We start from the raw sequence: 25,871 nt of genomic DNA, 5'->3' as shown, positions 1-25,871 counted from the left end.
GTTAATGGGCTGTCAGTTAAGATCTTTTAGTTGCGCTATTAGTGGGAGGGATGATATTTCACCCACCAATATCGGTTGGAATCTGCATAGTTCTTGATTTGAATATCTAATCGGGGAGTATGTTGTGAGGCGCTATCGGGAGTGATGGTCATCTCTATAGCACCAAAATAGCCATTGTAGTACTCAATATTGTCGATAGAGCGCAATGCTTTTTGAGGAAACTTTGTAGAGAGGAGAATAGTCGATTGTAGATTATTCTCCTCTCTCTCTTTCGGGATCTCTTTGACGATTCGATTTAAAGTCTTATTAAGGTCGATATTAAAACGGCTCCGTCCTTGGTTTGGATAGAGGAGAATTAATTGACTGATATTGGTAGATTGCAGATCTTGAGGAAGCGCTACATGGGTAATGTGGCGCCATTCAGATTGGTTAATATCGGAGAGAAGATAGAGCAATAGTTGATCTTGATAGAGAATGCGATAAGCGCAGCTAGAGTGGACTCTCTTAATGGGCTCAATAGAGATTGTTTTTGAGCGATAGGAGAGTCTTTGGCACTCTTGAGCCTGATCGATCATTGGCGCTATCGAGCGATGAGCAAAGATCTGTTTGACAGGAATGGCTTCTCGAAGTGAGCGAGTCCCTCCTATATGTTGTTGATTATTTTGCGTTAAAATTAAGTGGGTGAGATGATTGATCCCTCTTCTTTTTAAGAAGGGAACAATCACATCTCTGCCGGCATCAAAAGCACCAAAGCGATTTCCACTATCATAGAGAAGCTGATAATCTCCTAGTTGAAGATAGAAGGAGAGTCCTTCACCGACGGGAAGTTGGTAGAGGTAGAGTCGCTCTTTTCCCCAGATTTTCTCTACGTCTTGATGACTTGTGATAGATATCTCGTTAAGGGGTTTATCTGTAATAGGAGGATCAAATAGTATCATGCTGAAACATAGCATAAAAAGTGCTCCCCCTAAGAGATAAGCGATCAATAAATAACGCGTTCTATTTCTGATCTGCCTGCCGGTCTGATTTTTTCTTTCCTCTCTTTGATCTTTTAAGAGCCATGGAAATGTGTTCTCCCTATTTCGTTGGAGTTGTATTTTGGGGATATGGGCGATCCAATAAAGAGCGAGTATTGTTGCGATAAGGGCCATTTCGAGTGTTATTGAAGTTGTCTCTACTGCGGCAAAAGGAAGATTTGCTGTTGTTTCAATGGCATAGCGTAATATTGTAAGGCTCTGATTGGTGAAAAAAAGTGGCACTTTTGCCATGAATTGAGAAAAGGGTAGTAGCAGTGTTCCTAATAAGAGCGAGGGCATAATCATTAGCGAGGTCCATGGGATCGCAAATAGATTAATGAGAGGGCTGATCAGCGAGATCTCTTGGAAAAAGGCAGCCGTTAGTGGAATTAAGAGAAGAGAGATAATTAGTTGAGAGAGGATAACGCCCTTAACGGTTGTTTTAACAATGCGGGCAGTTAATGTCAAAATGGTAACGGCAGTAAAGGAGAGCCAAAATCCTGGCATAAGAATGGAGAGAGGCCAGATTGAGAGAATAATCAGCAGGGCGAGAGCAACGCTATTGAGGGTAAAGATCGGCTTTTCAATAAGCAGTGAGAGCATCGCAACAGAAAACATAATGGCCGCCCGAATAGTCGGAAGACTCATGCCGGCAAGGAGTGCATAACCCCAAGCACTACCAATCGCGATAACTGCCGCAATTTTATAGGGTGCCGGGCGTCGCCAGCTGATTAAGGCAAAGAGGATACGAAAGAGAATAAAGGCATAGAATGCTGTTAATGTCAGATGTAATCCAGAGATTGAAACAAGATGGATTGTGCCGGTCTCACGTAAGATTTGCCAATCATGCTGCGTTAATGCTTCACTCTTTCCCACCGAGAGCGCACTCATATAAGCACCATTACTATAATTTTCTAACATTATGTCAGCCACTTTTTGGCGAAGAAGACCGATTTTAGGTGGCGCCTCTATCTTTTCAGGTGAAGATAGAAGCTTTCCATAACCGATCTCTTTTCGCGCTAATACACGTAATATCCGTTGTTGATCTCCCGGCATTGAGCGAAAAAATCGGGCGCGTAATCCTAAATCTCCTCGATAGAGTGCGCCGACTTCTAGTCGATTTTTAATATCAGGAGGCAATGAGTAGATACGCAGTTGTGCGCCCTTGAGAGCTGCTAGTAATCTTGATTGCTTCTCTTGATTCTCTTGCTGACTTTTCTCACTATTATGAGCTTTTACGATCTCAATTGTGGTGCTGTAGGGGGAGTTATTGTAGATAACACGGTAGGTTGCCTCTATTTCGACAGGCAGTGATTCGAGAATGGTTCGATAATCGGTCAATGCCGAGAGATAGAGCGGTGTGGCGAAGAGAAGCCCGATTATAAAAAAGAGCAGTTGATTGCTTTTCTCTTTTTGCAAAAAGAGGGTACTTCCATTGAGAGCTGCCTGTTTGATTTGTGCTTGCAAATAGATGACAGGGATTGAGAGTTTGAAGGGAAGATCCGTTTTTAATGCCAAAATTCGATTATAGAGTTGAGGAAGATATCGTAGTGCCCGACGAATGATCAGAATGAAGAGCAGGGCGATGAGGGATATAATAATGGTTATAGTAAGAGAGTAGGGTGAGAGTATCAGCCAGAGCGCTTGAAGAACAAAAGCAAATGTAAGGGTGACCATAATCGTTGATTACTGAAAAGGCATCTTCAGATTTTCTCTTTAATATTTTTCGAAGTGGTAACAATGCTTGTTAAGCGTAGGAGAGTTTTCTGCGAAGTGAAAAAGGCGTAAAATGAGAGATCTTAAATTTTGGAAAAGATCACCTCTTTTTGAGAACTTTAAGCAGCTTCAATCGATTTATACCCGTATTGATAGCTACAATTTAATATTAAATGGAGAGAGAGATGACCACGACAAATGGAAGCGGACAATGGCATAAAAAAGGAAAGAAGGGGAAGAAAGGGAAGAGAAATACTCTGATCTGTCCTTGTCAAAGTGGTTGTGAATACCATGATTGCTGTGAACCGCTTCATCTTGGAGAGGTGCCTTTAAATGGGGAGCAATTGATGCGGTCGCGCTATAGTGCTTTTGTTATGGGATTAGAGCGCTATCTTTTAAGTAGCTGGCATGAGGAGACGCGTCCTGAAACATTGACATTATCGCCGGAGCAACAGTGGTTCTATCTCAACGTGATCAAAAGTTGTGCTGAAAATGATCAAGGTGAGCAATATGTCACTTTTGAGGTGCGTTATCGTGAGAATCATCAGGTCTATAAGATGTGTGAGAAGAGTCGCTTTATTAAGGATAGTAGTGGATTATTGAAGTATATTGATGGGGAGTTTATAGCGTAAAAGGTAAGTAGTAGCGCGGATAGCATTTTGAGCATTGAGTAGGTGAGAGAGTACCTCCCTTCATTGCTAATGGATCAAGGAGTGTGCTTGCTTCTTAGTGATTGCCGATGATTTCTACCTTAGCTATTTATTTTCCTCTAAGTTAGTGATAGCTTTACTCTATAGTTATTGAAAAAGTTATTGAAAAAGTACTTTTTTGGAAAAGTACTTGAAAAGAGATCTAGGAGAGGTCTAAGAGAGCTCTCGCAAAATCGCTATTAAGGTCGCGAACAACGTACCCCTGTTGTCTCGAGAGAGGAATGATGTACCCCATCATAGTAGAGCGAAAAGATCAGCTTCAACGAGCATTTTTACTTATCAAAAAATGACTTATCAAAAAAGATTAAAACTATACTAACCCCATACGCTATCAGTTTCGCTGATAGTCCGTTTTATATGGTATTTTCAAGAGATATCGATCATTGCTCTAAAGATTATTTTAAAGATCATTTTAAAGATTACTTTAAAAGAGTATCGATGAGTAGGTCGGTCAGAGAAGAGTTAGAAACAGTTAGAAAAGAAAATTACGGAGAATAGAGGAATAGAGATGGTTCAAGATCCAAAGTATCGTTCACATACATCAACTCAAGGACGAAATATGGCCGGTGCGCGTTCATTATGGCGCGCAACAGGAATGACAGATGAAGATTTTAAAAAGCCAATTATCGCTGTGGCTAACTCATTTACCCAATTTGTGCCGGGACATGTCCATCTAAAAGATTTAGGGCAGATGGTAGCAAGAGAGATCGAAGCTGCTGGGGGTGTTGCTAAAGAGTTTAATACAATTGCCGTGGATGATGGTATAGCGATGGGTCATGATGGCATGCTCTACTCACTGCCGAGCCGTGATCTTATTGCAGACTCAGTGGAGTATATGGTTAATGCGCATTGTGCAGATGCTTTGATCTGTATCTCTAACTGCGACAAGATTACGCCGGGAATGTTAATGGCGGCATTACGCCTTAATATCCCTACTATCTTTGTCTCCGGTGGCCCCATGGAGGCTGGAAAGATCACTTGGGATGGCGAATCGATGAAGCTCGACCTCGTTGATGCAATGGTGATGGCGGCAAGTGATGACGCTGCAGATGAGAAGGTCTCTGCTATTGAGAGTGCTGCTTGCCCCACATGTGGTTCTTGTTCTGGGATGTTTACGGCAAACTCCATGAATTGCTTAACAGAGGCTTTAGGATTAGCACTTCCGGGAAATGGCTCATTGTTGGCAACTCACGCTCGCCGAAAAGAGCTCTTTTTAGAGGCCGCACGAACCATTGTAAAAATTACGAAGGATCACTATATTAATGGAAATGAAGCGGTATTACCGCGGAATATTGTTAATTTTGATGCCTTTGAAAATGCGATGATGCTCGATATTGCCATGGGAGGATCGACCAATACAGTTCTTCATCTCTTAGCGGCGGCTCATGAGGCGAAGGTCGATTTTACGATGAAGGATATCGATCGTCTCTCCAGAAAAGTTCCCCATCTCTCGAAAGTCTCGCCTTCAACAAATCTCTATCATATGGAAGATGTTCATCGTGCCGGGGGAATTTACGGCATATTAGGGGAGCTTGATCGGGCAGGTCTAATTCATAATCAACAGCCTACAGTTGCTCATAAAACGTTGAAAGAGGGGCTTGATGAGTGGGATATCTGCCGGTCGGAGAAACATCATGATTTCTATAGAGCGGCGCCCGGCGGGGTGAGAACAACAGAGGCATTCTCCCAAGATCGTCATTTTGAGACGCTCGATCTCGATCGTGAGTCAGGTTGTATCCGTGATATTAAACATGCTTATAGTCAAGATGGTGGGATTGCAATTCTCTATGGAAATTTAGCAACCGATGGCTGTATTGTAAAGACAGCAGGTGTTGATGCATCTATCCTTAAGTTTACTGGTAAGGCGCGTGTCTATGAGAGTCAAGATGCGGCTGTTGCCGGCATTTTAGGTGATGAAGTCTCTCCTTGGGAAGTGGTTATTATCCGCTATGAAGGGCCAAAAGGGGGGCCAGGAATGCAGGAGATGCTCTATCCGACCTCTTATCTGAAGAGTAAAAAGATCGATGCGGAGTGTGCGCTTTTAACTGATGGACGTTTCTCTGGGGGAACCTCTGGACTCTCGATTGGTCACGTCTCGCCTGAGGCTGCTGATGGTGGTTTAATTGCCGTTGTAGAGAATGGCGATGAGATCATTATCGATATTCCTAATCGTTCAATCCATCTCAATGTGCCGGAAGCGATTTTAGAAGAGCGGATGAAAGCTCAACGGGAGAAGGGTTTTGTGCCGGCAAAAGAGCGTCCACGCAAGGTCTCTAATGCATTAAAGGTGTATGGGGCTTTAGCGACCTCAGCAGCTTTTGGTGCCGTAAGAGATGTCTCGCGCTTAGAGAAATTACGTTAATTGATCTCTTTTAGAGATTGAATGAGATGTGAAGCAATATCGTGATGTATTAAAAATAGACGAATCGATTTTTGCACTTGCTATCTAGAGAAAGATCTCTATAATACATCAAAGTTAATCCTCGATAGCTCAGTTGGTAGTAGCACTTGACTGTTAATCAAGGGGTCCCTGGTTCGAGCCCAGGTCGAGGAGCCAAATAAGAAGCCGAAGTTATCATAACTTCGGCTTTTTACTATCCCCTTTTTTCCTTATTTTTTATCTCTTACATCTCCTCGGCTCTGTTCTTTCAACTACTCTTAGCAAGAGTAGAGTAATATTATTGAGTTGTATTGAGTTGTATTGAGTTTCTCCTTATTGCATTTATCTTTATTGAGACTATCTTGATTGAGCATCTTCCTATTGAGTACCTTCTCTTCTTAGAACGGTGTGGTGGCAAGGGAAGGGCGTTTGGTAAAATTGAGAGCAAATTAAGTGCAATTGAGTCTAAAGCTAAAAAAGAAGTTGCAATATCAAAAATTATGATTATAATACCTAATCTCTAATCCTCGATAGCTCAGTTGGTAGTAGCACTTGACTGTTAATCAAGGGGTCCCTGGTTCGAGCCCAGGTCGAGGAGCCAGATAAGAAACCGAAGTTATCATAACTTCGGTTTTTTGTTATCTCCATTTTTAACCGCGACGCTACAGAGACTTAACGTTTTTTCCACTCTTTTAAATCTACTCTCTTTTCTGCCATTTTCATTAATCTTCATCGCTTGTTGTTCGATGCTTATGAAGATCAAAGGATTGGATGAAATAGGGAAGAATCATTGAAAATATTGATCAATCCTTGCTATAGTACTTCTTTCTACGATATTAACTATCTTCTCCCACTTGAGAAGGGTATGAGACGCAAAAGATGACAGCAACAACAATAGCAAACGATATTAAAGAGTATGAGTTAAAACATCGCGGTAAAATTAAGCGGTTGACCAATAAGACATTTAAGTTTGATAAGCGTGTCGGTGAGGGTTGGTTCTCTGCAGTCTACTTCTTAAAAACGGCAGAGATTGCACGTCAATGTGCCCCAGATAAGATTGTCACCATGCAATTTTTTCAGCGCAAAAATGGTGCTGTGTTATGTGGGATCGATGAAGCGATCTCTCTCCTCCATGCTTTTGCGAATCATCCTGAAGATCTTGAAATTTGGGCACTCAATGATGGTGATCGTATTGATGCTTATGAGACAGTATTAACCATTACGGGGCGCTACCAAGATTTTGGTTTTCTCGAGGGAATTATTGATGGCATTTTAGCGCGCAGAACATCAGTAGCAACCCATGTTTTAGAGGTGGTAGAAGCTGCCGGAGATAAAGAGATTATCTTTATGGGGGATCGAGATGACCACTTCAGCCAGCAAGCCGGTGATGGTTATGCGGCTTTTATTGGAGGATCAACGGCGCAAGCGACGCATGCAATGAATGAGTGGTGGGGAATTGAAGGGCTAGGAACAATGCCACATGCCTTAATTCAACTCTTCAATGGTGATACTTTGGCCGCGGCAAAAGCGTATCATGAGATCTTTCCAGAAGATAAGTTGATGGTTTTAGTTGATTATAATAATGATGCCGTCGAGGAATCTTTGAAAGTTGCGCGCCATTTTGGAGATAAACTGTCAGCGGTTCGTGTTGATACCTCGAACACCATGGTGGATCAATACTTTATGCGCCATCAAGATCAGTTAGGGACGTTTGATCCGCGCGGAACAAACCCAACTTTAATCTTCGCTTTAAGAGATGCGCTTGATCGAGAGGGCTTTAATAATGTAAAGATCGTCGTAAGTGGTGGTTTTAATGCAGAAAAGATAGCTGAGTTTGAGAAGCAAAATACTCCTGTTGATATTTACGGTGTTGGTTCGAGCCTATTGAAAGTTAATATTAGTTTTACCGGCGATAATGTTCTATTAGATGGTCAAGAGCAAGCAAAAGCAGGGCGTCGTTATCGACCTAATCCTCGCCTTGAACGTGTTCTTTACGGTGATAATGAGATTCGTTAGGGTTCAGTCGTCGACATCATCGACATCATCGATCATCGATAGAATCGAATAGTATCGATATTCAATAGAGCGTAAAAGAGTAGAGTATAAAAGATAAATATTAGGATCAAAATTAAGATAAAAATTGAGAGCGTGATAGAGATATCGCGCTCTTTTGCAATGGGCATCGAAATAGGAAGGAAGCGGTTATGCAATATTTAGAAAATTATATTATTGAGTTAGAGCATTGGTTAGAAGCAGAACTACAGTATCGTCAGGCAGATAATTTCATTTTTGGTGTCAGTGGCGGTGTTGATTCAGCTGTGATCGCTTTTCTATTAAAGAGACGATTTTCAGAGCGGGCATTGGGGGTTATGATGCCTTCTCATAGTCATCCAGATGATCTCAATGATGCTAAATTGGTAATGGAGAGTGCCGGCTTGCCTTACCATATCGTTGATTTAACAGAGACCCATCAACAATTGATGCAAGCAGTAGGTGCGGCTTATAACCATACGGGAGATATCGCTAAAGATCGTGTTATTTCCGGAAATAGTAGTGCAAGATTGCGGATGACGACGCTCTACCTCATTGCGCAGACACAAAATGGTGTTGTAGTTGGCACCGATAATGCAGTTGAGTGGTATACCGGTTATTTCACAAAGTTTGGGGATGGTGGCGTTGATATCGCTCCTCTGATTCATCTCGATAAAGAGGAGATTTTTCAACTTGCGGAGATATTAGGCGTTCCTCAAAAGATTATCGATAAGAAACCTTCTGCAGGTCTTTGGGAGGCACAAACAGATGAAGATGAGATGGGGGTTACCTATCAAGCGCTGAATCGTCATTTAAGAGGTGAAGCGGTGACAGAAGCAGAATTAGAGCGAATCAATTATTGGCATGAACGCTCCCATCATAAACGTGCAATGCCCCGAATTCCGCAAAAACCTCAACGTTAAAAGGTTAAAGAGTGATGTTATTTGTTGTCGTTATGGCGCTCTATCTCTCGATTCAGAGCTATATTTTGTGGCGCTACTATCAGATGCTCCCCCAATATCGAATTGTAAGGATATTGGGGGCTATTGGAGCATTACTGCTTACTATCAGTATGCCGTTAGTGATGCTTTTAGGGCGGATGCTTCCGGGAGAGATTGTGCAGCCACTCTATCTGATGGGGGCAACATGGATGGTTGGCTTGATCTATTTTCTGATTCCACCTCTTCTGCTCGATCTCTTTCGGCTTATCAACCATTTTACCCAGTGGATATCGTCGAAGAAGATCGATGCTTTCCGCCTTGCAAATGGCAAGCTGTTTCTCTCTCTTGCGCTCTTCTATCTTCTCTTTTTCTCCATCGGACATTGGGTTTATGAGGAGAAGGCGCGCCGAGAATATTTTTTTGATCTGGCTGATCTGCAATTGATAGATGAGAGAGCTTGTCTATTACCGGCAGATAGAGTAGATAAGGGGAGCCCGAGCGGTAAGACTTCACTTAAAGTAGTGATGATAAGTGATCTCCATCTAGGACATACCATTCAAGGGGCAGAGCTCAAACGCTGGGTTGAGATGCTCAATGCAGAAGAGGCTGATTACCTTCTGATTGCCGGGGATCTTATCGATAATGATCTTAGACCTCTCTATGCCGGCAAGATGGAGCAGATTTTGGCAAAACTCTCCGTCTCTAAAGGTATCTATGCGGTTTTAGGGAATCATGAGTATATTGCCGGTGTGGAGCAGAGTATCCCTTTCTTCGCTAAAAGTGGCATCACTCTATTGCGCGATGAGGTCGTTTTATTACCTGAAGGGCTGATCTTGATGGGGAGAGATGACAAAATGAATCGTGAGCGAGCAACACTCTCATCACTTTTAGAAGTTGTCGATGAGATCGATCCTGCAGCTCCACTTATTATCTTAGATCATCAGCCGGGAGATATTGCCGGCACATTAGCCTCGCGAAGAGAGAAGGGACCATTTTTACAGCTCTCTGGACATACACATGATGGTCAAGTATGGCCCTATATGTATGCGACCGATTATCTCCATCAAATCTCTTCAGGCTTAACAAGTTTCGGAGAAGACCATTTTTTAATCAGTTCTGGTTTAGGTGTGTGGGGGGGGAAATTTAGAATTGGCACTCGCTCTGAATATGTGGTGATCAATTTTTGCTTCGAAGATGAATTGTTGGAAGAGAGAGCAAAGTAGCACTCTCCGTTTCGTTAACAATTGACGACTCTACATTGCGCTATCATTTAAATTGTTGAGAGGACTTTTAAGCCTCTTTTTTGGGGCTGCAAGAAAAGACTCATTCGATCTTAAATTGGTAGAGAATCATAAAAGGGTTTGACAATTGTTAAAAATCGTCCTATAACTTTATAGGAATCAGAACAAAAGTGATCTGCAGTGGGATGTTTAAGGTAGAGATTGATAAAATCTCTTATAAAAGATCCCAATCATAAGCAGAGATAATAATAGAGGAATTTATTGAGATGTTTGGAGAAAGCTTTTTCTATAACTATTGGTGGCACAGCTCGCAATTGCGGGAGGTATCTGTGTGCCTAAGTGAAAGATAGAAGCTTTTAGCCATAGATCAGAATAACCCGCACACGCTGCGGGTTTTTTTATGCCTAAAGAAATCGTAATAAGATCCGCAGTCGTAGAGTAGATGATGAGAGCACCCCGATTTTAACGCGATGACGATAGGATAGAACCATGACAGATAGAACGAATACTTCATTAAAGACGACTTTTCAAAGACTCTATAGTGGTGAGCGATTATCTCAACAAGAGAGTCACCAACTCTTTAGTGCTATTGCTAAAGGAGAGGTTGGAGATACCCTTTTAGGAGCAGCATTGATCTCGATGAAATTACGTGGAGAAACACCAGCTGAAGTTGCCGGAGCGGCCGCCGCTTTCTTAAATGAGGCGAGATCTTTTGCAACCCCAGAATATCCTTTTGCTGATATCGTTGGTACCGGTGGTGATGGTCTAAATACCGTCAATATCTCAACAGCAAGTGCTTTAGTCGGTGCAAGTTGTGGGGCGGTTGTGGCTAAACATGGTAATCGCAGTGTCTCTAGCTTAACGGGCTCTTCAGATCTTCTACAGACTTTAGGTGTCGATCTCTATAAAAGTCCAGAAGAAGCGCGTCTTTCACTCGATAATGATCAAATCACCTTTCTCTTTGCACCCCATTATCATGGTGGTTTTAAGCATGCAGCGAAAACGCGAGGAGAGCTTAAAACACGTACCATTTTCAATTTACTAGGACCTTTGACGAATCCTGCTCGCCCTAAGCGTGCAGTGATGGGGGTCTATCATGCAGATTTAACAGAATTGGTTGCTGAAACGGCAAAATTACTCGGTTATGAGCATGTTTTAGTGATTCACGGTGGTGGAATGGATGAGGCGGCACTTCACGCTCCGACCAAAATTACAGAACTGCGTTCAGGTATGATTGAGACCTATTATCTCAAACCTGCCGATTTTGGATTGAGTGAGCATCCGCTCTCAGCGATTCGTGGTGGAGATGCCTTAGAGAATCGTAAAACACTCTTAACGATGTTACATGGTGCAGCTCCAGAGGCACATCGTCATGCCGTTGCTATCAATGTTGCGCTTCTTTTAAAGCTCTTTGGTTTTGAGGATTTAAGAGAGAATGCCGACAGAGCATTAACCGCGATCGATGAAGGGATGGCATTACGATTACTTGAGCGTATCACCGGTAATCAATTTACAAAAGAGGGGGAGATTATCACTGATGCAAAAACGATTCAACGTCTCGCTTAAAGCGATCTTTAAAGTGAGAGAGAAGATAGAAATAGATCATAAAGAGATAAGTAGAGAGATCATAGAAGGGAGCAGAGAGTAATGAGTGAGACAGTATTAGGGAAAATTGTAGAGGCGCGACGTAAAGCGATTGCACAGTTGGTGCAAGAGATGCCATTAACAATGTTTGAAGCAGATTTAACCCCCAGTGATCGCGATTTTTATCAAGCGATTGAAGCGCGAAGAGAGGAAGGGCTTCCTGCTTATATTTTAGAGTGTAAGCGCTCATCTCCTTCAAAAGGATTGATCTGTGAAGATTTTGATCTACCAGAGATTGTTCAGTCATACTCTCCCTATGCGACAGCAATCTCCGTCTTAACTGAGCCACAATACTTTGGGGGCGATTTTATCAATTTGAAAATCGCAAAAGCTGCCACTAATCTACCGATTCTCTGTAAAGACTTTATTGTTGATGCCTACCAGATCTATTTAGCGCGTTACTATGGTGCTGATGCGGTTCTCTTAATGCTCTCTGTTCTTCGAGATGATGAGTATCGTTATCTTGCTAATATCGCTCACACTCTTGGAATGGGTGTATTAACAGAGGTGAACGATGAAGATGAGGTGCGCCGTGCGCTAAAGCTGCGTGCAAAAGTGATCGGTATTAATAATCGTGATCTGCGAGATCTCTCTATCGATTTAGGTAAGAGTGAGCGTCTACGAGCCTTAATGCCGGCGGAGCAGATTGTAATTAGTGAGTCAGGTATTCGTCATTATCATGATATTCGCAAATTATCTCAATCGGTGGATGGCTTCTTAATTGGCAGCCATCTTATGGGGAGTCCCGATCTCGATCGTGCGCTTCATCAGTTACTTGTTGGCGGGGATAAGGTATGTGGTTTGACCTCAATAGAGGATGCGCAAGCTGCCTTTGATGCCGGTGCGCAATATGGGGGCTTAATCTTTATTCTCACGAGTCCTCGCGGTGTTACTTATCGGCAGGCGAAGGAGATTCGTCATGCAGTTCCCTTGGAGTACATTGGGGTTTTCCAGAATGATGATATTGATGCCATTCTCTTTATTGCTAAAGAGGTAGGGCTTTCGGCGATTCAACTCCATGGGCATGAGCCGCAACACTACATCAGTGAATTGCGCGCAAAATTACCCAGAAATATTAAAATTATTAAGGCGATCAATATTCAAGAAGGGGAGCAACAACTACCCTTTCTCGATTACCAAGATGTGGATCACTATCTTCTTGATGGTAAGAAAGGGGGAAGTGGTGAACCTTTCGATTGGTCGATTCTAGAAGGAGCGGATCTCTCTAACCTCTTTTTAGCTGGCGGAATCGATCATAACAATATTGTAGATGCACTCTCATTTCACCCTTTAGGCATAGATCTTAACTCCGGCGTTGAAGCTCTGCCGGGAAAGAAAGATGCCAAGAAATTAGAGCAGATCTTTCAATTAATTGCAGAACATAAGCAACCGATCAAAATTAATCGGGATCAATATTCGCGATGAATATTTGTGATGATGACAAGGTGCGCAATCTTTATAAAATTACACTTTATGTAAAGTACGTAAAGTAGGTAAAGATCAGCAATAGAGATACTCTTTTTAGATAACAGATAACAGATAACAGATAACAGATAACGATAGAATAGGATTAGGAGCATAGCATGAGAAAGTTAGACCCTTACTTTGGGGAGTTTGGTGGGCAATATGTGCCGGAGTTGCTGATTCCAGCGCTCGATCAGTTAGAAGCGGAATTTATTAAGGCGCAAGATGATCCTGAGTTTCAACGGGAATTTATGGATCTTCTTAAAAATTATGCCGGCAGACCAACGGCTTTAACTCTCTGCCGTAATTTAACAGCAGGAACTAAGAGCAAACTCTACCTTAAGCGGGAAGATCTTCTTCATGGCGGTGCGCATAAAACGAATCAAGTTTTAGGGCAGGCACTTTTGGCAAAGCGGATGGGGAAACGTGAAATTATTGCTGAAACAGGCGCCGGGCAGCATGGTGTTGCGACTGCTCTAGCTTGCGCTCTCTTAAATATGAAGTGCCGGATCTATATGGGGGCTAAAGATATTGAGCGTCAAGCGCCTAATGTCTTTCGAATGGAGTTGATGGGTGCTGAGATTATTCCTGTCTCTAGTGGTTCTGGAACATTGAAAGATGCTTGTAATGAGGCATTAAGAGATTGGTCAGCAAGTTATAAAACAACGCACTATCTTCTAGGAACTGCCGCAGGTCCTCACCCTTTCCCAACAATTGTCAGAGAGTTTCAGAAAATGATTGGGGAGGAGACCAAAGCGGAGATTCTAGCGCGTGAAGGACGATTGCCAGATGCAGTTTTAGCCTGTATCGGTGGTGGTTCTAATGCCATTGGGATGTTTACAGAGTTTATCCCTGATGCGGCTGTTCGCTTGATCGGTGTAGAGCCTGCAGGAAAAGGGATTGAGAGTGGTCAACATGGCGCCTCTTTAAAACATGGAACGCCGGGAATCTATTTTGGAATGAAATCCCATCTGATGCAGAGTGATGAAGGGCAGATTAAAGGTTCATACTCCATCTCTGCAGGATTAGATTTTCCATCAGTCGGTCCGCAACATGTTCATCTGCATAATATCGGTCGAGCGGAGTATCACTCTGTGACAGATGAGGAAGCACTTGATGCATTTCAGCAGTTAGCGAAAAGAGAGGGAATTATTCCCGCTTTAGAATCATCCCATGCGCTTGCTTATGCTCTGAAGATGATTGCAGCAGAACCTGATAAGGAGCAATTGCTTGTAGTGAATCTCTCCGGTCGAGGAGATAAGGATATCTTTACAGTTCATAAAATTTTAGAAGGGAGAGCATAAAATGGCGCGATATGATCAACTATTTACCAAGCTTCGTGCAAAAAAAGAGGGCGCATTTATCCCCTTTGTCGTATTGGGTGACCCAAATAGAGCGCTATCTGCCAAGATCTTAGAGACATTAGTGGTATCTGGTGCGGATGCTTTAGAGGTTAGCATTGCTTTTTCTGATCCTTTAGCTGACGGCCCTGAAATTCAGGGAGCTGTTTTACGCGCATTGGAGAGCGGTGCAACGGTTGAGGGAGCCTTCTCACTTCTCTCTGAAGTAAGAACAAATCATCCTACGCTTCCGATCGGTCTATTGATGTATGCCAATCTTATCTATGCATATGGAGTAGAGGCATTCTATCAACGTTGTCAAGAGGTTGGGATCGATTCTGTGTTAGTGGCAGATCTTCCGCTAAGAGAGGCTACACCTTTTAGTTCTATTGCCAAAGCGAAAGATGTTGCTCCGATCTTTATCTGCCCACCCGATGCAACTGATGAAGCAATTGCCGGCATTGCTCAAGAGGGGGAAGGGTATACTTACCTGGTCTCTCGAGCGGGAGTAACGGGTGTTGATCACGATTCTCACTCAGAGGAGAATTGTGATCTGACACAAAATATTCGCCGTTTAAAAGCGGCAAAGGCGGCACCCATTATTCAAGGATTTGGGATCTCAACACCAGAGCAGGCGCGTTACTATTTAGCGCAAGGGGTCTCCGGCGTGATCAGTGGTTCTGCTGTAACACAGATTATTCGGGAAAACCTCGATAATGAGTCTGAGATGTTAGAAAAACTCGCTGATTTTGTCCGATTGATGAAGCAGGCCACACAATAGAGCTCTAGGATTCATGATCGCTAACTATTATAAACTCTATCAGCTCTATCAATCCTATCGACCCTATTAATCCTACAACGAGTAATATTTCGTCCGATCAGGAGAGTAAGGGTGAATAGAAGCTGACAGAGATTACGCTTTTAGCGTATAATTGATCCCTTAAAATTGAGCCGATGATATTGCGATTGGTACAATTAACATTATTAGCAAAGGTAAATGGAAAGGTTAAAAAATGCATAAGTGGATCTATTTTGTGGTTGCGGCGCTTGTTGCTGTCTTTATCTATATGGTCAGTATGCCTTTTATTATGCTCTATCAAGATCATCAAGAGCCGATAGAGGAGGTCAATTACTATATTGCTGAAGAGGGGCTTGAAGCGCATTACCATAAAGAGGTAGAGATGGCGAAAGGTCGAAAAGCTAGAAGAGCAGAGGCTCAGCAGGAAAAATCTGCAGAAGCAGAGATGCAAAACGCTATCGAGAGCGGGGCAACTTCTGATTAAGGATTAAGGGAAGAAGCACATTGAGCTCATGATTAGAGATCAATAATTAAGCTCTGCAGCAAAACTGTTATACGGATTGTTATCTGGATTGTTAAACGAATTGTTATAAAGATTATTATAGATATTATTGTAAAGATCACTATTTAACCGTAGTGATCTTTTTTATTGATTTCGATATTGCTCTTCAGGCAGATCAGATGCTCGCTCTTATCAATCGATAAGGCTCGGTCACTATTCTAGAGCCATATTCTATGACTATATTCTATGACTGTTTTTTATGACTATTTTCTGTGAATATTGCCTATGAATATTTTTAATAGACATTTAGGGAGAAGTGGTTATTCTAAAAGAAGCTATTATTGAGAAGGGATAGAAGCAGAGATCCCCAAAGGAGAGTGTTTATGTTAATGCGAAATCAGACCATTTTAGTGCTTGTCGATGTGCAAGAGAAATTATTGCCGGTGATGTATCAAGAAGAGAAGCTTCTTAAGAACTTAGAAATTTTAGTTGAAGGGGCAATTACACTCGATATTCCAATTATTTGGTTAGAACAGTATCCAAAAGGGCTAGGACCAACAGTTCCCACTTTAAAGAATCTTTTAGTTGATGCGGCATTATCTCCTTTAGAGAAGATGACCTTTAGTGGTGTTCCTCATCCACAATTTCAAGCTATGTTAGATCAGTATCCAGAGGCTCACTTTGTTGTTGCCGGCATTGAGACACATGTCTGTGTCTATCAGACAGTAAGAGATCTTTTAATGCTTGATCGCGAGGTTGAAGTTGTTTCTGATGCTGTCTCTTCTCGAGTTGAGCCTAATATTGAGTTAGGGTTGAATAAGATGATTCAATTAGGCGCTAACTTAACAAGTGTAGAGATGGTGCTCTTTGAACTTCTAGAGAGTGCAGAAGATGCTCAATTTAAGGCAATTAGTCGTTTGATTCGTTAATTGGCATCAATTGGCATCAATTGGCATCAATTGATGTCAATGGATATCAATGATATATCAATTGTCGTTAACGCCCTCTATTTCATAAATAGAGGATTGAGTACTATCATTGATAGTACTCATTTAATCAATGATCAGTTTGATCGTTGAGGATATCGACGAGTAATATTATTGGAGATAGATTATTGGAGATGGACGTCATAATGCGTCCATTTTTATTGTAAGATCCACTGATGCTCGATACGACGCTTATACGATCTTTATGAGGTCTTTATTGGGTTTTCATGGGATCTTCATGGGACCTTCAGGCAACCCCCAGATAAGTTTTATCTGATCGCTATTGAAGAGTGGTCAAATAATAGGATAATTGATATTGAGTTATTTTTTATTACCCCTATTATGCTCTCATCGATTTTGGGAGATACTGTTGATCTCTATGATCCATTACTGTTATAGGGCATTGTTGGGCATTACTATTTTTTATCTCAACTTGCGCTTTCGATTTTACGATCCTCATTTGTTAGGAATTATAGATGTAATATGAACCAAGAACTTCTCATTGTCCTCGCACTTCTCTTTATCGCTATTGTCGCTTTTATGGCTAATAAGCCGAGAATGGATGTTGTTGCTGTCTGTGCGCTATTAGCACTTCCTCTAACGGGAAGTGTCACCTTAGATCAAGCATTAGCAGGTTTTAGTGATAGTAGTGTCATTATTGTTGCCGTCTTCTTTATTATTGGTGATGGCTTGGTTCGAACCGGCGTTGCTTTTAGAGTTGGTGATTGGCTGATGAAGCAGTCAAAAAATAGTGAAACGCGATTGATTGTTCTATTGATGCTCTCTGTTGCGCTATTGGGATCAGTGATGAGTTCTACCGGAATTGTAGCCATTTTTATTCCGATAGTCTTAAGTGTTGCGGCTAAGATGAAGGCGGATACCCGTAGATTGATGATGCCCCTCAGTTTTGCCGGCTTAATTAGTGGCATGTTAACCTTAGTTGCAACTGCTCCGAATCTAGTTGTCTCTGCGCAACTTGAGCTTGCCGGGAATAAGGCATTTGAGTTTTTCTCCTTTACACCGATTGGCCTTATTATCCTCTTTGTGGGAATCTTCTATATGCTCTTTGCGCGACGATTTTTAGGGAAAAAGCAGGAGGAGACCTCACAAAATAGAGGTAAGAATCGGATCAATTTTGATGATTTAGCGAGTGAATATAAGCTAAAAGGGCGTAATTATCGGGCGCAGGTAGGGAAAGGCTCTCCGATGATTGGTAAACGCTTAACAGAGTTAAACCTGCGAGAAGCTCATGGTGCTAATATTATTGCGGTTGAGCGTCGCCTTAATCGTCTTCGGAATGTGGTGCTCGATGGAGTACCTGACCGGGTTATTCAAGAAAATGATGTTCTTCTCTTTGACTTTTTCTATCCTGATAAGGTCGATCTATTTTTACAACGTTTCAATCTTGTCTCGCTTCCCTTAATGAGTAGTTACTTTAATGAACATTCTCGTGAAATTGGAATGGTTGAGGTTGCGATTCATCCAGACTCGAAATTGATCGATAAAACAGTATTGGAGAATGCCTTTAGATCGAAGTTCGGGCTTAATGTGATGGGAATTAAGCGCCAAGGAGAGGTATTAGAAAATGAACTTCTCAATGAAAAGTTAAAACGGGGAGATATTCTTTTAGTATTTGGTATGTGGCGTGCCATTCGTCAACTACAGACGATGAAGAATGACTTTGTTGTTCTGACAATTCCGGCAGAGGTTGATGAGGTCGCGCCGGCAATGGATCGGGCTCCTTATGCCATTATTGCTCTTTTAGTCACCATTGGATTGATGATCTCGGGGATTTTCCCGAATGTCTTAATCGCTATTTTTGGGGCATTATTGATGGGGGCATTTGGTTGTATCACAATGGATAGTGCCTATAAATCGATTCATTGGCAGAGTATTATCTTAATTGTGGGAATGTTCCCTTTTGCTGTTGCGTTGCAAAATACGGGAGGCGTTGATCTTGCCGTTAAATATCTTTTAGAGGCGAGCGGCGATGCAAGCCCTAGAGTGATTTTGGCGATGCTCTTTGGGTTTACCGCAATTATTGGGCTCTTTATCTCTAATACGGCAACAGCGGTTCTCTTAGCGCCGATTGCGATTCAGACCGCTGCAGTGTTAGAAGTTTCTCCCTATCCCTTTGCGATGGCAGTTGCAATTGCAGCTTCTGCGGCATTTATGACGCCGGTCTCATCTCCAGTTAATACTTTAGTGGTTGCCCCAGGGAAATATAGTTTTGCCGACTTTATTAAAATTGGCGTTCCCTTCGTCATTATTGTGATGTTAATTGCCGTAACCTTTATTCCGATACTCTTCCCGCTTTAGAGCGGGAGTATATCTCGGGGGTTATTTTAGGACTGTATTTTAGGATCTTATTTTTTACGAGCGTTTTTTAAGCTCTTTGATTGCAAGCTCGGTAATGAGGTGAAGTTCATCATAGTAGCGTCGCATCATCTTCTCATCTTCGATCAGTTTTAGCTGTAGCTCATCCTCTTTTGCGCTCTTATGAGCCGGTGCTCGTAGGGAGATTGTATGTTCGATCTGCAAGCAATAATCTTCAATGGTAAAGAGTGTCTCTCTTAAGATATTAAAAGTGGCATGAGAAGAATCATCAAGAATCATCTGATAGAGATTAAAGTCGATAAGATGTTGTAGCGCACGGCTGATTATTTCACTAGTTTGAGATTCCTTCTCTTTGTCAGAGGCATCATATTGCACTTGAGCTACCTTTAAGAGCGGTCTTGCCTCTCCATACTCTTTGCGATAGAGGTAGAGGCGATAGTTCAGTAGCGCTTCGACGCCAAGATCTTGTAATGCTCTGCAGAGGTCTGTGATTTTTTGGATAGGTAAAAAAGTCGCTATCTTATCGCTATTGAGCGCAATATTGCCAGACTCTCTAAAGAGTGTGACGTCAGAGAAGGAGCGATGCTGACCGATCTCTTGATATAAGTGAAAAACTGTTTGGTTATCTACCTTAAGTTCCATAAACCCTCTCACCATTTTTATTATTGATTGTTTTCTTTTACGGAGATCTTGCTTGTCATTATGGCTATTTCAAAACTATAGCTTTAGCGCATAATCGCCCTTCATCAAGGGATTGCGATCTCGCTAACAGGTCTATAATAGACTCACAATAAGTTGCTTAATTTTACCGTAAATAGGGATCGTGAGAGGCGTTAAGTGAGCATTATCTGATTAAGGTCAGATAATAATTTATCTTTAAAATATGGCTATTTTGATATCAAAATAACCATACTTTGTTCTTTTTATTCTTCACATTTTTATTTGTGACTATTTATTGATGACTATTTCAACTCGCTAGGTTTGATGAGGGCAAAATTGATGTGACAATAACCGCGAGGATTTTTTTCCAAATAATCTTGATGCATCGTTTCCGCTGGCCAAAAAGATTTCAGAGGCTCCACTTCGACGGCGATTGGTGCGCTATAAGCTTGTTGCTCTTGGGCAATAAAGGCTTTAATAGTGGGAAGATCAGTGCGATCACTATAGTAGATGCCGGTGCGATATTGCGTTCCAACATCGCCCCCTTGTTGATTAAGGGAGAGTGGGTCGATCATGCGAAAGAGATGCTCTAAGATCTTCTCTAACGAAATGATATCGGCATCATACTCTATTTTAACGACCTCGGCGTGATCGGTCTCCATTGTGCAAACTTCTTCATAGCTTGGATTTTCAGTGATCCCTTGAGCATAACCGACTTCGGTGGAGATCACCCCTTTAAGACGTTTATAATACTCTTCAACGCCCCAAAAACAGCCGCCGGCAACTACAATTTCTCTAATATCTCTACTATCCATTATTTCCTCGCTTAAATTTTCTCTTCCTATTTCTCAATCTGTTCTCAAAGGCTTTTTCGATAACTTTAGATTGCACTTTTAAAGCCTTTTGAAATGTTTCTACAGATAGGGCAGTTTAACATATTTCTATGCGTCTACATTTAGAGCTGTGAAGTGCAGCATAATTTTATACAATAGACTCTCTTTCTGAAATAGGATCAAGGAGTCTAAAAAATGAGTGAAGAATTAGATGATTTAACATTTGATCTTGATAATCTCTACGAAGGAGTTACGGCAAACTCCGATAATCCCATCGATACAACGGCACCTGAAGTAGTAGAAGATACAGGTTGTACCGGCGGAGGCTGTACACTTTAAGTATCAATAGTCGTTTAAGAGTCGACCTCAGCTTTAAGAGATTGATTTAAATGATTGATCTTACAGATCCTTTATGGATCATTTGAGATTATCGAACGATAGAAAAGGTATTTTTCTAGTAGATCTTCAAGAGTAGAAGAGACGATCTATCGAGTAGATAGGTCGTTTTTTTGACTCTTTTGATTCGGTGGCTTTGATGACTTTGATGACGTTGATGGTAGTGATGAAAGATTCTGTTGAGGATCTTTCGTGATCCATTGTGATCCATTGTGATCCATCTTGATTGATTTGAGAGATAATGAATTTGAATAGATAAAGGAGGTCGTTGATGCAGTTGACATTAGAGGCGATTAGAATGATTGATACAATCGCTAAGGTGAACTCTTATGAGCAAGCTTCTGAGATATTACAATCGCCAACTACAACATTGATCGAAGAGATTAGCGAGATTGAGAAGAAGTTAGGACTCGTTTTCTTTGAAAAACGAGAGAACCAGATAATCTTAACTCCGACAGGACAGCTTCTTTTAGAGGAGGGGCGTATTCTTTTAGGCGCTGTGACAGACCTTGAAGCGCGTCTGCAAAAGATGGCGGGCGGTGTCGAGTTAGAACTCAATATTGTCTTTGATGAGCTCTTTCCACTCGAAGAGATTATGCCACTCTTTACACGCTTTAAAAATTCACTTGTCGCGACGGAACTCAATATTAGCCGAGAGGTGATGATGGGCGCGTGGGAAGCTCTTTTAAAGTTTCGAGCAGATATTATTGTGGCATTAGGCGAAGGTCCATCAGGAGGGGGTTATAGTACCTATCCGATCGGTGTGGTCCCCTTTATCTTTGCTGTTGCACCGACCCATCCTTTAGCGACAAAAGAGGGTGCCTTAACAAAGCACGATCTTTTAAAATATCCGGCAATTATGTTATCTGATAGTGCTCGTTCACTCCCTAGAGGTCAACGGACGGCTCATGAGTGGGAGAAGGTTATTACAGTGAATACACTACAAGATAAGATTGCCCTACAAATTGCCGGCGTGGGACATGGCTTCCTTCCGAAAAAACAGGCGCAAGCCTATCTTGATGTCGGAACATTGGTGACAAAAGAGGTGGTTGAGGGTTATCGCGAAGAGACGCTTTATTTAGCGTGGCGTACGCATGATGAAGGGCTTGCGTTAAATTGGTGGAAAGAGGCGTTAGCAGAGAAGTGGCTCAGTTAAGCGGGATTTGATTGTTATGACGCTGATCACTATTACTGATTAGATATTCAGGAGATCTGATATGCAGCAGGTCTGATATTAAACAGATCTGATATTAAATATTTAAGGATAGACTCTAGAATAAGAGTGGCAGAGATCGTTGATTAAGCTCACAATTGAGCGTCTCTTTATCAAGATCGATATTGGTAATAGAGAGCCCCATCAAGCGAATGCCTTTATTGGGGTTGAGTTCTATTCTTTCTAAAAGATAGAGCGCAACAGACCAGAGTGCGGTTAAATCCTCCCCTAAAGGGAAATGAGTTGTGATGCTGCGTGATGTTTGGGTAAAGTCTTTATAACGCAATTTAAGTGTGCAATTACGCCCAACAAATTGGCTCTTTAAAGCACGGCGAATGAGCTCTTGAGCAATGATCTCAAGCTCTTCAATCACAGACTCTTTAAGAAGGAGATCATTGAAGAAGGTCTCCTCAACGCCGAGAGATTTTTGAGGTTGATCAGGATCGACAGTGCGATCATCGAGGCCTTGCGCATAATAGAAGTAGCTCTTTCCCGCTTTTCCAAATTTGTCGATCAGGTAAGATTTTTCTAATTTTTGTAGATCCGCCCCTGTCTTGATGCCCATCTGATGCATCTTTTGAGCAGTGACTCGGCCGACACCAAAAAACTTTTCAATCGGTAACTCCGCTAAGAAGGGGATGGCATCTTCCGGTTTAATCTCAAAGAGACCATTAGGCTTTTTGATATCAGAGGCGATTTTGGCAAGAAATTTATTGTAAGAGATACCCGCAGAGGCAGTGAGTCCTAAGGTCTTCTCAATCTCTTCTTTTATCTTTAGGGCGATCTCTCTACTAGAGGTGAGATTTTGAAGATTTTCCGTTACATCGAGATAAGCTTCATCGAGCGCAAGCGGCTCAACTAAAGTTGTGTAACGATAGAAGATCTGCCGAATCTGCTGAGAGATCTCTCGATAGCGGGTAAATCTCGGAGCTGCGAAGATCAGATGAGGGCAGAGCTCTAAGGCTCGTTTGGTTGGCATTGCCGAATGAACACCAAATGCTCTCGCCTCATAGCTTGCTGCAGCAATGACCCCCCGACCCTCAGAAAAACCGACAACGAGAGGCTTTTCTCGATATTCAGGGTGATCATGCTGCTCAATAGAGGCATAAAAGGCATCCATATCGATATGGATAATTTTGCGAAGTTCTGCCATAGGAAGAAATAACTATCGGAAGAAATAAAATTACTAGATAAGTTACTAGATAAGTTATTAGAAAGTCATCAATAGCAAACGATTAGGATTTCAGATATTCCTTCAAGCTATCGTTGATCTTTATTTCGCTTTTTTACGGCGACGATTCCTGCTTTTTCCTGCTTTAAGGCGCTTTTTCTCTTTTCCTTTGCGAGCTTCATCGATTCGATGCTTTCTGCTTTTATTGGGAACAGGACGATCTCCATGATTACCCTTATTGCCATTGCCATTGCCATTCTCTCTTCTCTCTTTCTGACCATTGGTCATCGAGGCAGAGATCAGCTCAAAGTCGATATGCTTTGTTTCAGGATTCGATTCGAGTACTTTTACACGAACTTTATCGCTTAGGCGATATTGCTGGCGAGTTCTTTCGCCAATAAGGCGATGTTTTGTCTCATCATAGATATAGTAATCATCGCTCATTTGAGAGATATGAACTAATCCTTCAATAAAGATATTATCGAGCTCTACAAAGATTCCAAAGCTGGTAATACTGGTAATTGTGCCATCAAACTCATCACCGATAAAACGTTGGAGATATTTTGCTTTTAACCAATCCATCACATCGCGTGTGGCGTCATCGGCACGGCGTTCACACATTGAGGTATGTTCGCCCATATGAACCATATGCGCTTCCGGATAGAATTGATTAAAATCCCCTTTCTGAAGAATTAATTTAATTGCTCGATGCACAATCAGGTCAGGATAACGACGAATCGGCGAGGTAAAATGTGCATAGTGGGTGAGTGCTAAACCAAAATGCCCCTCATTTTCAGGTTGATAGATCGCTTGACTCAAAGAGCGTAACATAACGGTCTGAATCATATTGAATGCCGGTAGTTCTTTCGCAGCATTGAGGGTATCGGCAAAGTCCATGGGCGTCGGTTCACTTGCACCTGCAAGACCGAGACCAAACTCTTTGAGGAAATCCCTCAATGCCAATAATTTTTTACTATCAGGCTTCGGATGGACACGATAGAGGGCAGAAAGCGGAGAGGCTTCAATGGTTTTAGCCGCTGCGATATTGGCAGTAATCATACACTCTTCAATGATTTTATGAGCATCAAAGCGTGCATCAGGAACGATCTTCTCAATCTCCCCATCATTATCATATAAGATCAATGTTTCTACCATTTCAAAATCGATTGTTCCACGCTCTTCACGGGCTCTACGTAAGATTTTGTAGAGTGCATAGAGATGATCGAGATGTGGTACTAATGTCTGATAGCTTTCACGAAGGATCTCATCACCATCAATAATTTTTTGTACCAACTCGTAGGTCAAACGCGCATGTGAACGCATCACCCCCTCAAAGAATTGATACTCAACAAGATCACCCTCTCGATTAATAGTAAGCTCTGCAACCATGGTTAAACGATCGACATCAGGATTGAGCGAACAGATCCCATTTGAAAGCTTAGGGTGTAACATCGGAACAACATAGTTCGGGAAGTAGACAGATGTTGAGCGGAGATAGGCATCTTGATCGATTGCTGAGTCACGGGTGACATAGTGAGCAACGTCTGCAATGGCGACGTAAAGTTTGTAGTGACCATTTTTAAGAGGTTCACAATAGACTGCGTCATCAAAGTCTCGTGCGGTGATGCCATCGATTGTGACAAGAGGCAGATCTCGATAATCCTTGCGTCCCTTCATCTCTTCAGCGCTCACCTCAGAAGGGATTGTCTCCACCTCTGTTTCACACGCTTTTGTAAATTGATGCGGGATATTATGCTCTAAAATTGCTTGCATAATCTCAATGTCGACCGTCATCTCTTCTCCAAATACCTCCAAAACTTCAGCTTTAGGAGTTGTATTATCAGAGGGATAGCTCTCAATTTTAACGCGAACAAGATCGAAGTTTTTTGCTTTCATGCTCTTGGCATCATCGACAAAAAACTCTGTAGTAATTTTGCGGTTTTCAGAGATCACGCTATTGACCCCTTTTTCACGATAGAACCGGCCGATAAACTCATGGAGTTTATGTTCGAGAACCTGCTCAACTTTGGCAATTCGACGTCCGCGATTGTCGATGCCGGCAATTGAGACCTCAATTCGATCGCCGTGGAGTACTTTTTTCATCTCATGGGGCGGGATATAGAAGGAACCACCACCTTCAAGATCGAGATATCCATAACCTTCCGCATGACCGGAGACTATACCGATAAAGCGTTGGCTATTATCGATAATCTGTAACTTATCTGCTTTATCGATATAGAGTGTACCTTGGCGAATCATGGCATTGATTCGGCTCTCTAAGGCATCAAGCTCCCAATTTTTACGGAGCTTGAAGGTGCGCACAATCTCATCAAAATCGAGATTCGGATGATTTTGTAATAATTCTAAAATAAAAGAGCGGCTTGGAATTGCTCGGCCATACTGCTCTTTTTGTGCTGCATACTCTGCATCGTTCTCATAATATTGTGCAAAGTATTCTAAATTTTTCTTGATGTCATTCACTGATGTCTTT

19 protein-coding genes and 2 tRNA genes are annotated in these 25,871 nt (G+C 42.1%); 16 read left to right on the top strand and 5 right to left on the bottom strand.

What is annotated here, in order from left to right:
- Nucleotides 1-38 precede the first annotated feature (38 nt).
- Nucleotides 39-2,693, bottom strand: coding sequence for a ComEC/Rec2 family competence protein (locus tag AC0SAP_RS02420; protein WP_473382740.1), 2,655 nt, complete (start codon nucleotides 2,691-2,693; stop codon nucleotides 39-41).
- Between the two features lie 224 nt (nucleotides 2,694-2,917).
- Between AC0SAP_RS02420 and AC0SAP_RS02415 the strand changes: the two genes are divergently transcribed.
- The 14 genes from AC0SAP_RS02415 (at nucleotide 2,918) to AC0SAP_RS02350 (ending at nucleotide 19,089) form a co-directional block, all read left to right on the top strand.
- Nucleotides 2,918-3,364, top strand: a complete 447-nt coding sequence (locus tag AC0SAP_RS02415) for a YchJ family protein (RefSeq protein ID WP_473382738.1) — start codon at nucleotides 2,918-2,920, stop codon at nucleotides 3,362-3,364.
- 586 nt (nucleotides 3,365-3,950) lie between these two features.
- On the top strand, nucleotides 3,951-5,804 hold the full coding sequence (gene ilvD / locus AC0SAP_RS02410) for a dihydroxy-acid dehydratase (RefSeq protein WP_286480026.1): 1,854 nt from the start codon (nucleotides 3,951-3,953) through the stop codon (nucleotides 5,802-5,804).
- A gap of 118 nt (nucleotides 5,805-5,922) precedes the next feature.
- Nucleotides 5,923-5,999: transfer RNA gene (locus AC0SAP_RS02405), tRNA-Asn, on the top strand.
- A gap of 347 nt (nucleotides 6,000-6,346) precedes the next feature.
- Nucleotides 6,347-6,423: transfer RNA gene (locus tag AC0SAP_RS02400), tRNA-Asn, on the top strand.
- Nucleotides 6,424-6,728: 305 nt separating this feature from the next.
- The gene (locus tag AC0SAP_RS02395; RefSeq protein ID WP_094567377.1) at nucleotides 6,729-7,838 is read left to right on the top strand and encodes a nicotinate phosphoribosyltransferase; all 1,110 of its coding nucleotides are present in this window, start codon (nucleotides 6,729-6,731) and stop codon (nucleotides 7,836-7,838) included.
- Nucleotides 7,839-8,026: 188 nt separating this feature from the next.
- Nucleotides 8,027-8,776, top strand: coding sequence for an NAD(+) synthase (nadE, locus tag AC0SAP_RS02390; RefSeq protein ID WP_473382736.1), 750 nt, complete (start codon nucleotides 8,027-8,029; stop codon nucleotides 8,774-8,776).
- Between the two features lie 14 nt (nucleotides 8,777-8,790).
- The gene (locus AC0SAP_RS02385) at nucleotides 8,791-10,017 is read left to right on the top strand and encodes a metallophosphoesterase (protein ID WP_473382993.1); all 1,227 of its coding nucleotides are present in this window, start codon (nucleotides 8,791-8,793) and stop codon (nucleotides 10,015-10,017) included.
- A 507-nt stretch (nucleotides 10,018-10,524) separates the two neighbouring features.
- Nucleotides 10,525-11,601 carry an anthranilate phosphoribosyltransferase gene (gene trpD, locus AC0SAP_RS02380; protein ID WP_286480006.1) on the top strand — a complete coding sequence of 359 codons (1,077 nt, stop codon included), beginning with the start codon at nucleotides 10,525-10,527 and terminating at the stop codon, nucleotides 11,599-11,601.
- Between the two features lie 81 nt (nucleotides 11,602-11,682).
- The gene (gene trpCF / locus AC0SAP_RS02375; RefSeq protein ID WP_473382734.1) at nucleotides 11,683-13,104 is read left to right on the top strand and encodes a bifunctional indole-3-glycerol-phosphate synthase TrpC/phosphoribosylanthranilate isomerase TrpF; all 1,422 of its coding nucleotides are present in this window, start codon (nucleotides 11,683-11,685) and stop codon (nucleotides 13,102-13,104) included.
- A gap of 158 nt (nucleotides 13,105-13,262) precedes the next feature.
- Complete coding sequence (gene trpB / locus AC0SAP_RS02370; protein WP_473382733.1) at nucleotides 13,263-14,447, top strand: tryptophan synthase subunit beta; 1,185 nt, start codon at nucleotides 13,263-13,265, stop codon at nucleotides 14,445-14,447.
- 1 nt (nucleotide 14,448) lies between these two features.
- Nucleotides 14,449-15,264 (top strand): tryptophan synthase subunit alpha, encoded by an 816-nt coding sequence (trpA, locus tag AC0SAP_RS02365; RefSeq protein WP_473382731.1) that lies wholly within the window; start codon nucleotides 14,449-14,451, stop codon nucleotides 15,262-15,264.
- Nucleotides 15,265-15,496: 232 nt separating this feature from the next.
- A complete protein-coding gene (locus tag AC0SAP_RS02360) occupies nucleotides 15,497-15,766 on the top strand; it encodes a hypothetical protein (RefSeq protein ID WP_286479984.1) in 270 nt (89 codons plus the stop codon).
- 401 nt (nucleotides 15,767-16,167) lie between these two features.
- Complete coding sequence (locus AC0SAP_RS02355; protein WP_286479976.1) at nucleotides 16,168-16,713, top strand: isochorismatase family protein; 546 nt, start codon at nucleotides 16,168-16,170, stop codon at nucleotides 16,711-16,713.
- A 540-nt stretch (nucleotides 16,714-17,253) separates the two neighbouring features.
- Nucleotides 17,254-19,089 carry an SLC13 family permease gene (locus AC0SAP_RS02350; RefSeq protein ID WP_286479969.1) on the top strand — a complete coding sequence of 612 codons (1,836 nt, stop codon included), beginning with the start codon at nucleotides 17,254-17,256 and terminating at the stop codon, nucleotides 19,087-19,089.
- A 54-nt stretch (nucleotides 19,090-19,143) separates the two neighbouring features.
- Here AC0SAP_RS02350 and AC0SAP_RS02345 read toward each other — a convergent pair whose 3' ends face one another.
- Together AC0SAP_RS02345 and msrA are read right to left on the bottom strand one after the other, a co-directional pair.
- Nucleotides 19,144-19,749: a hypothetical protein gene (locus tag AC0SAP_RS02345; protein ID WP_473382728.1), complete on the bottom strand. Its 606-nt coding sequence runs from the start codon at nucleotides 19,747-19,749 to the stop codon at nucleotides 19,144-19,146.
- A 320-nt stretch (nucleotides 19,750-20,069) separates the two neighbouring features.
- On the bottom strand, nucleotides 20,070-20,582 hold the full coding sequence (gene msrA, locus AC0SAP_RS02340; protein ID WP_473382727.1) for a peptide-methionine (S)-S-oxide reductase MsrA: 513 nt from the start codon (nucleotides 20,580-20,582) through the stop codon (nucleotides 20,070-20,072).
- A 213-nt stretch (nucleotides 20,583-20,795) separates the two neighbouring features.
- On the opposite strand from msrA, the gene AC0SAP_RS02335 reads away from it, so the two are divergent.
- A complete protein-coding gene (locus tag AC0SAP_RS02335) occupies nucleotides 20,796-20,939 on the top strand; it encodes a hypothetical protein (protein ID WP_157953459.1) in 144 nt (47 codons plus the stop codon).
- Nucleotides 20,940-21,267: 328 nt separating this feature from the next.
- Nucleotides 21,268-22,152, top strand: a complete 885-nt coding sequence (locus tag AC0SAP_RS02330; protein WP_473382725.1) for a LysR substrate-binding domain-containing protein — start codon at nucleotides 21,268-21,270, stop codon at nucleotides 22,150-22,152.
- Between the two features lie 115 nt (nucleotides 22,153-22,267).
- On the opposite strand, the gene dinB is transcribed toward AC0SAP_RS02330, so the two are convergent.
- Both dinB and rnr read right to left on the bottom strand, forming a co-directional pair.
- Nucleotides 22,268-23,362: a DNA polymerase IV gene (gene dinB, locus AC0SAP_RS02325; protein WP_473382724.1), complete on the bottom strand. Its 1,095-nt coding sequence runs from the start codon at nucleotides 23,360-23,362 to the stop codon at nucleotides 22,268-22,270.
- 120 nt (nucleotides 23,363-23,482) lie between these two features.
- Complete coding sequence (gene rnr / locus AC0SAP_RS02320; RefSeq protein WP_473382723.1) at nucleotides 23,483-25,861, bottom strand: ribonuclease R; 2,379 nt, start codon at nucleotides 25,859-25,861, stop codon at nucleotides 23,483-23,485.
- Nucleotides 25,862-25,871 lie beyond the last annotated feature (10 nt).

The sequence above is a fragment of the Ignatzschineria sp. PL_is040 genome (genome assembly GCF_055813795.1).
The sequence above is the reverse complement of the archived record's forward strand: the minus strand, read 5'-3'. Positions and strand labels throughout refer to the sequence as shown.

Bases quoted from the DNA above. Each gene is read 5' to 3' on its own strand.
- AC0SAP_RS02420 (WP_473382740.1), bottom strand. From the start codon at position 2,693: ATGGTCACCCTTACATTTGCTTTTGTTCTTCAAGCGCTCTGGCTGATA.
- AC0SAP_RS02415 (WP_473382738.1), top strand. From the start codon at position 2,918: ATGACCACGACAAATGGAAGCGGACAATGGCATAAAAAAGGAAAGAAG.
- ilvD (WP_286480026.1), top strand. From the start codon at position 3,951: ATGGTTCAAGATCCAAAGTATCGTTCACATACATCAACTCAAGGACGA.
- nadE (WP_473382736.1), top strand. From the start codon at position 8,027: ATGCAATATTTAGAAAATTATATTATTGAGTTAGAGCATTGGTTAGAA.
- AC0SAP_RS02385 (WP_473382993.1), top strand. From the start codon at position 8,791: ATGTTATTTGTTGTCGTTATGGCGCTCTATCTCTCGATTCAGAGCTAT.
- trpD (WP_286480006.1), top strand. From the start codon at position 10,525: ATGACAGATAGAACGAATACTTCATTAAAGACGACTTTTCAAAGACTC.
- trpCF (WP_473382734.1), top strand. From the start codon at position 11,683: ATGAGTGAGACAGTATTAGGGAAAATTGTAGAGGCGCGACGTAAAGCG.
- trpB (WP_473382733.1), top strand. From the start codon at position 13,263: ATGAGAAAGTTAGACCCTTACTTTGGGGAGTTTGGTGGGCAATATGTG.
- trpA (WP_473382731.1), top strand. From the start codon at position 14,449: ATGGCGCGATATGATCAACTATTTACCAAGCTTCGTGCAAAAAAAGAG.
- AC0SAP_RS02360 (WP_286479984.1), top strand. From the start codon at position 15,497: ATGCATAAGTGGATCTATTTTGTGGTTGCGGCGCTTGTTGCTGTCTTT.
- AC0SAP_RS02355 (WP_286479976.1), top strand. From the start codon at position 16,168: ATGTTAATGCGAAATCAGACCATTTTAGTGCTTGTCGATGTGCAAGAG.
- AC0SAP_RS02350 (WP_286479969.1), top strand. From the start codon at position 17,254: ATGAACCAAGAACTTCTCATTGTCCTCGCACTTCTCTTTATCGCTATT.
- AC0SAP_RS02345 (WP_473382728.1), bottom strand. From the start codon at position 19,749: ATGGAACTTAAGGTAGATAACCAAACAGTTTTTCACTTATATCAAGAG.
- msrA (WP_473382727.1), bottom strand. From the start codon at position 20,582: ATGGATAGTAGAGATATTAGAGAAATTGTAGTTGCCGGCGGCTGTTTT.
- AC0SAP_RS02335 (WP_157953459.1), top strand. From the start codon at position 20,796: ATGAGTGAAGAATTAGATGATTTAACATTTGATCTTGATAATCTCTAC.
- AC0SAP_RS02330 (WP_473382725.1), top strand. From the start codon at position 21,268: ATGCAGTTGACATTAGAGGCGATTAGAATGATTGATACAATCGCTAAG.
- dinB (WP_473382724.1), bottom strand. From the start codon at position 23,362: ATGGCAGAACTTCGCAAAATTATCCATATCGATATGGATGCCTTTTAT.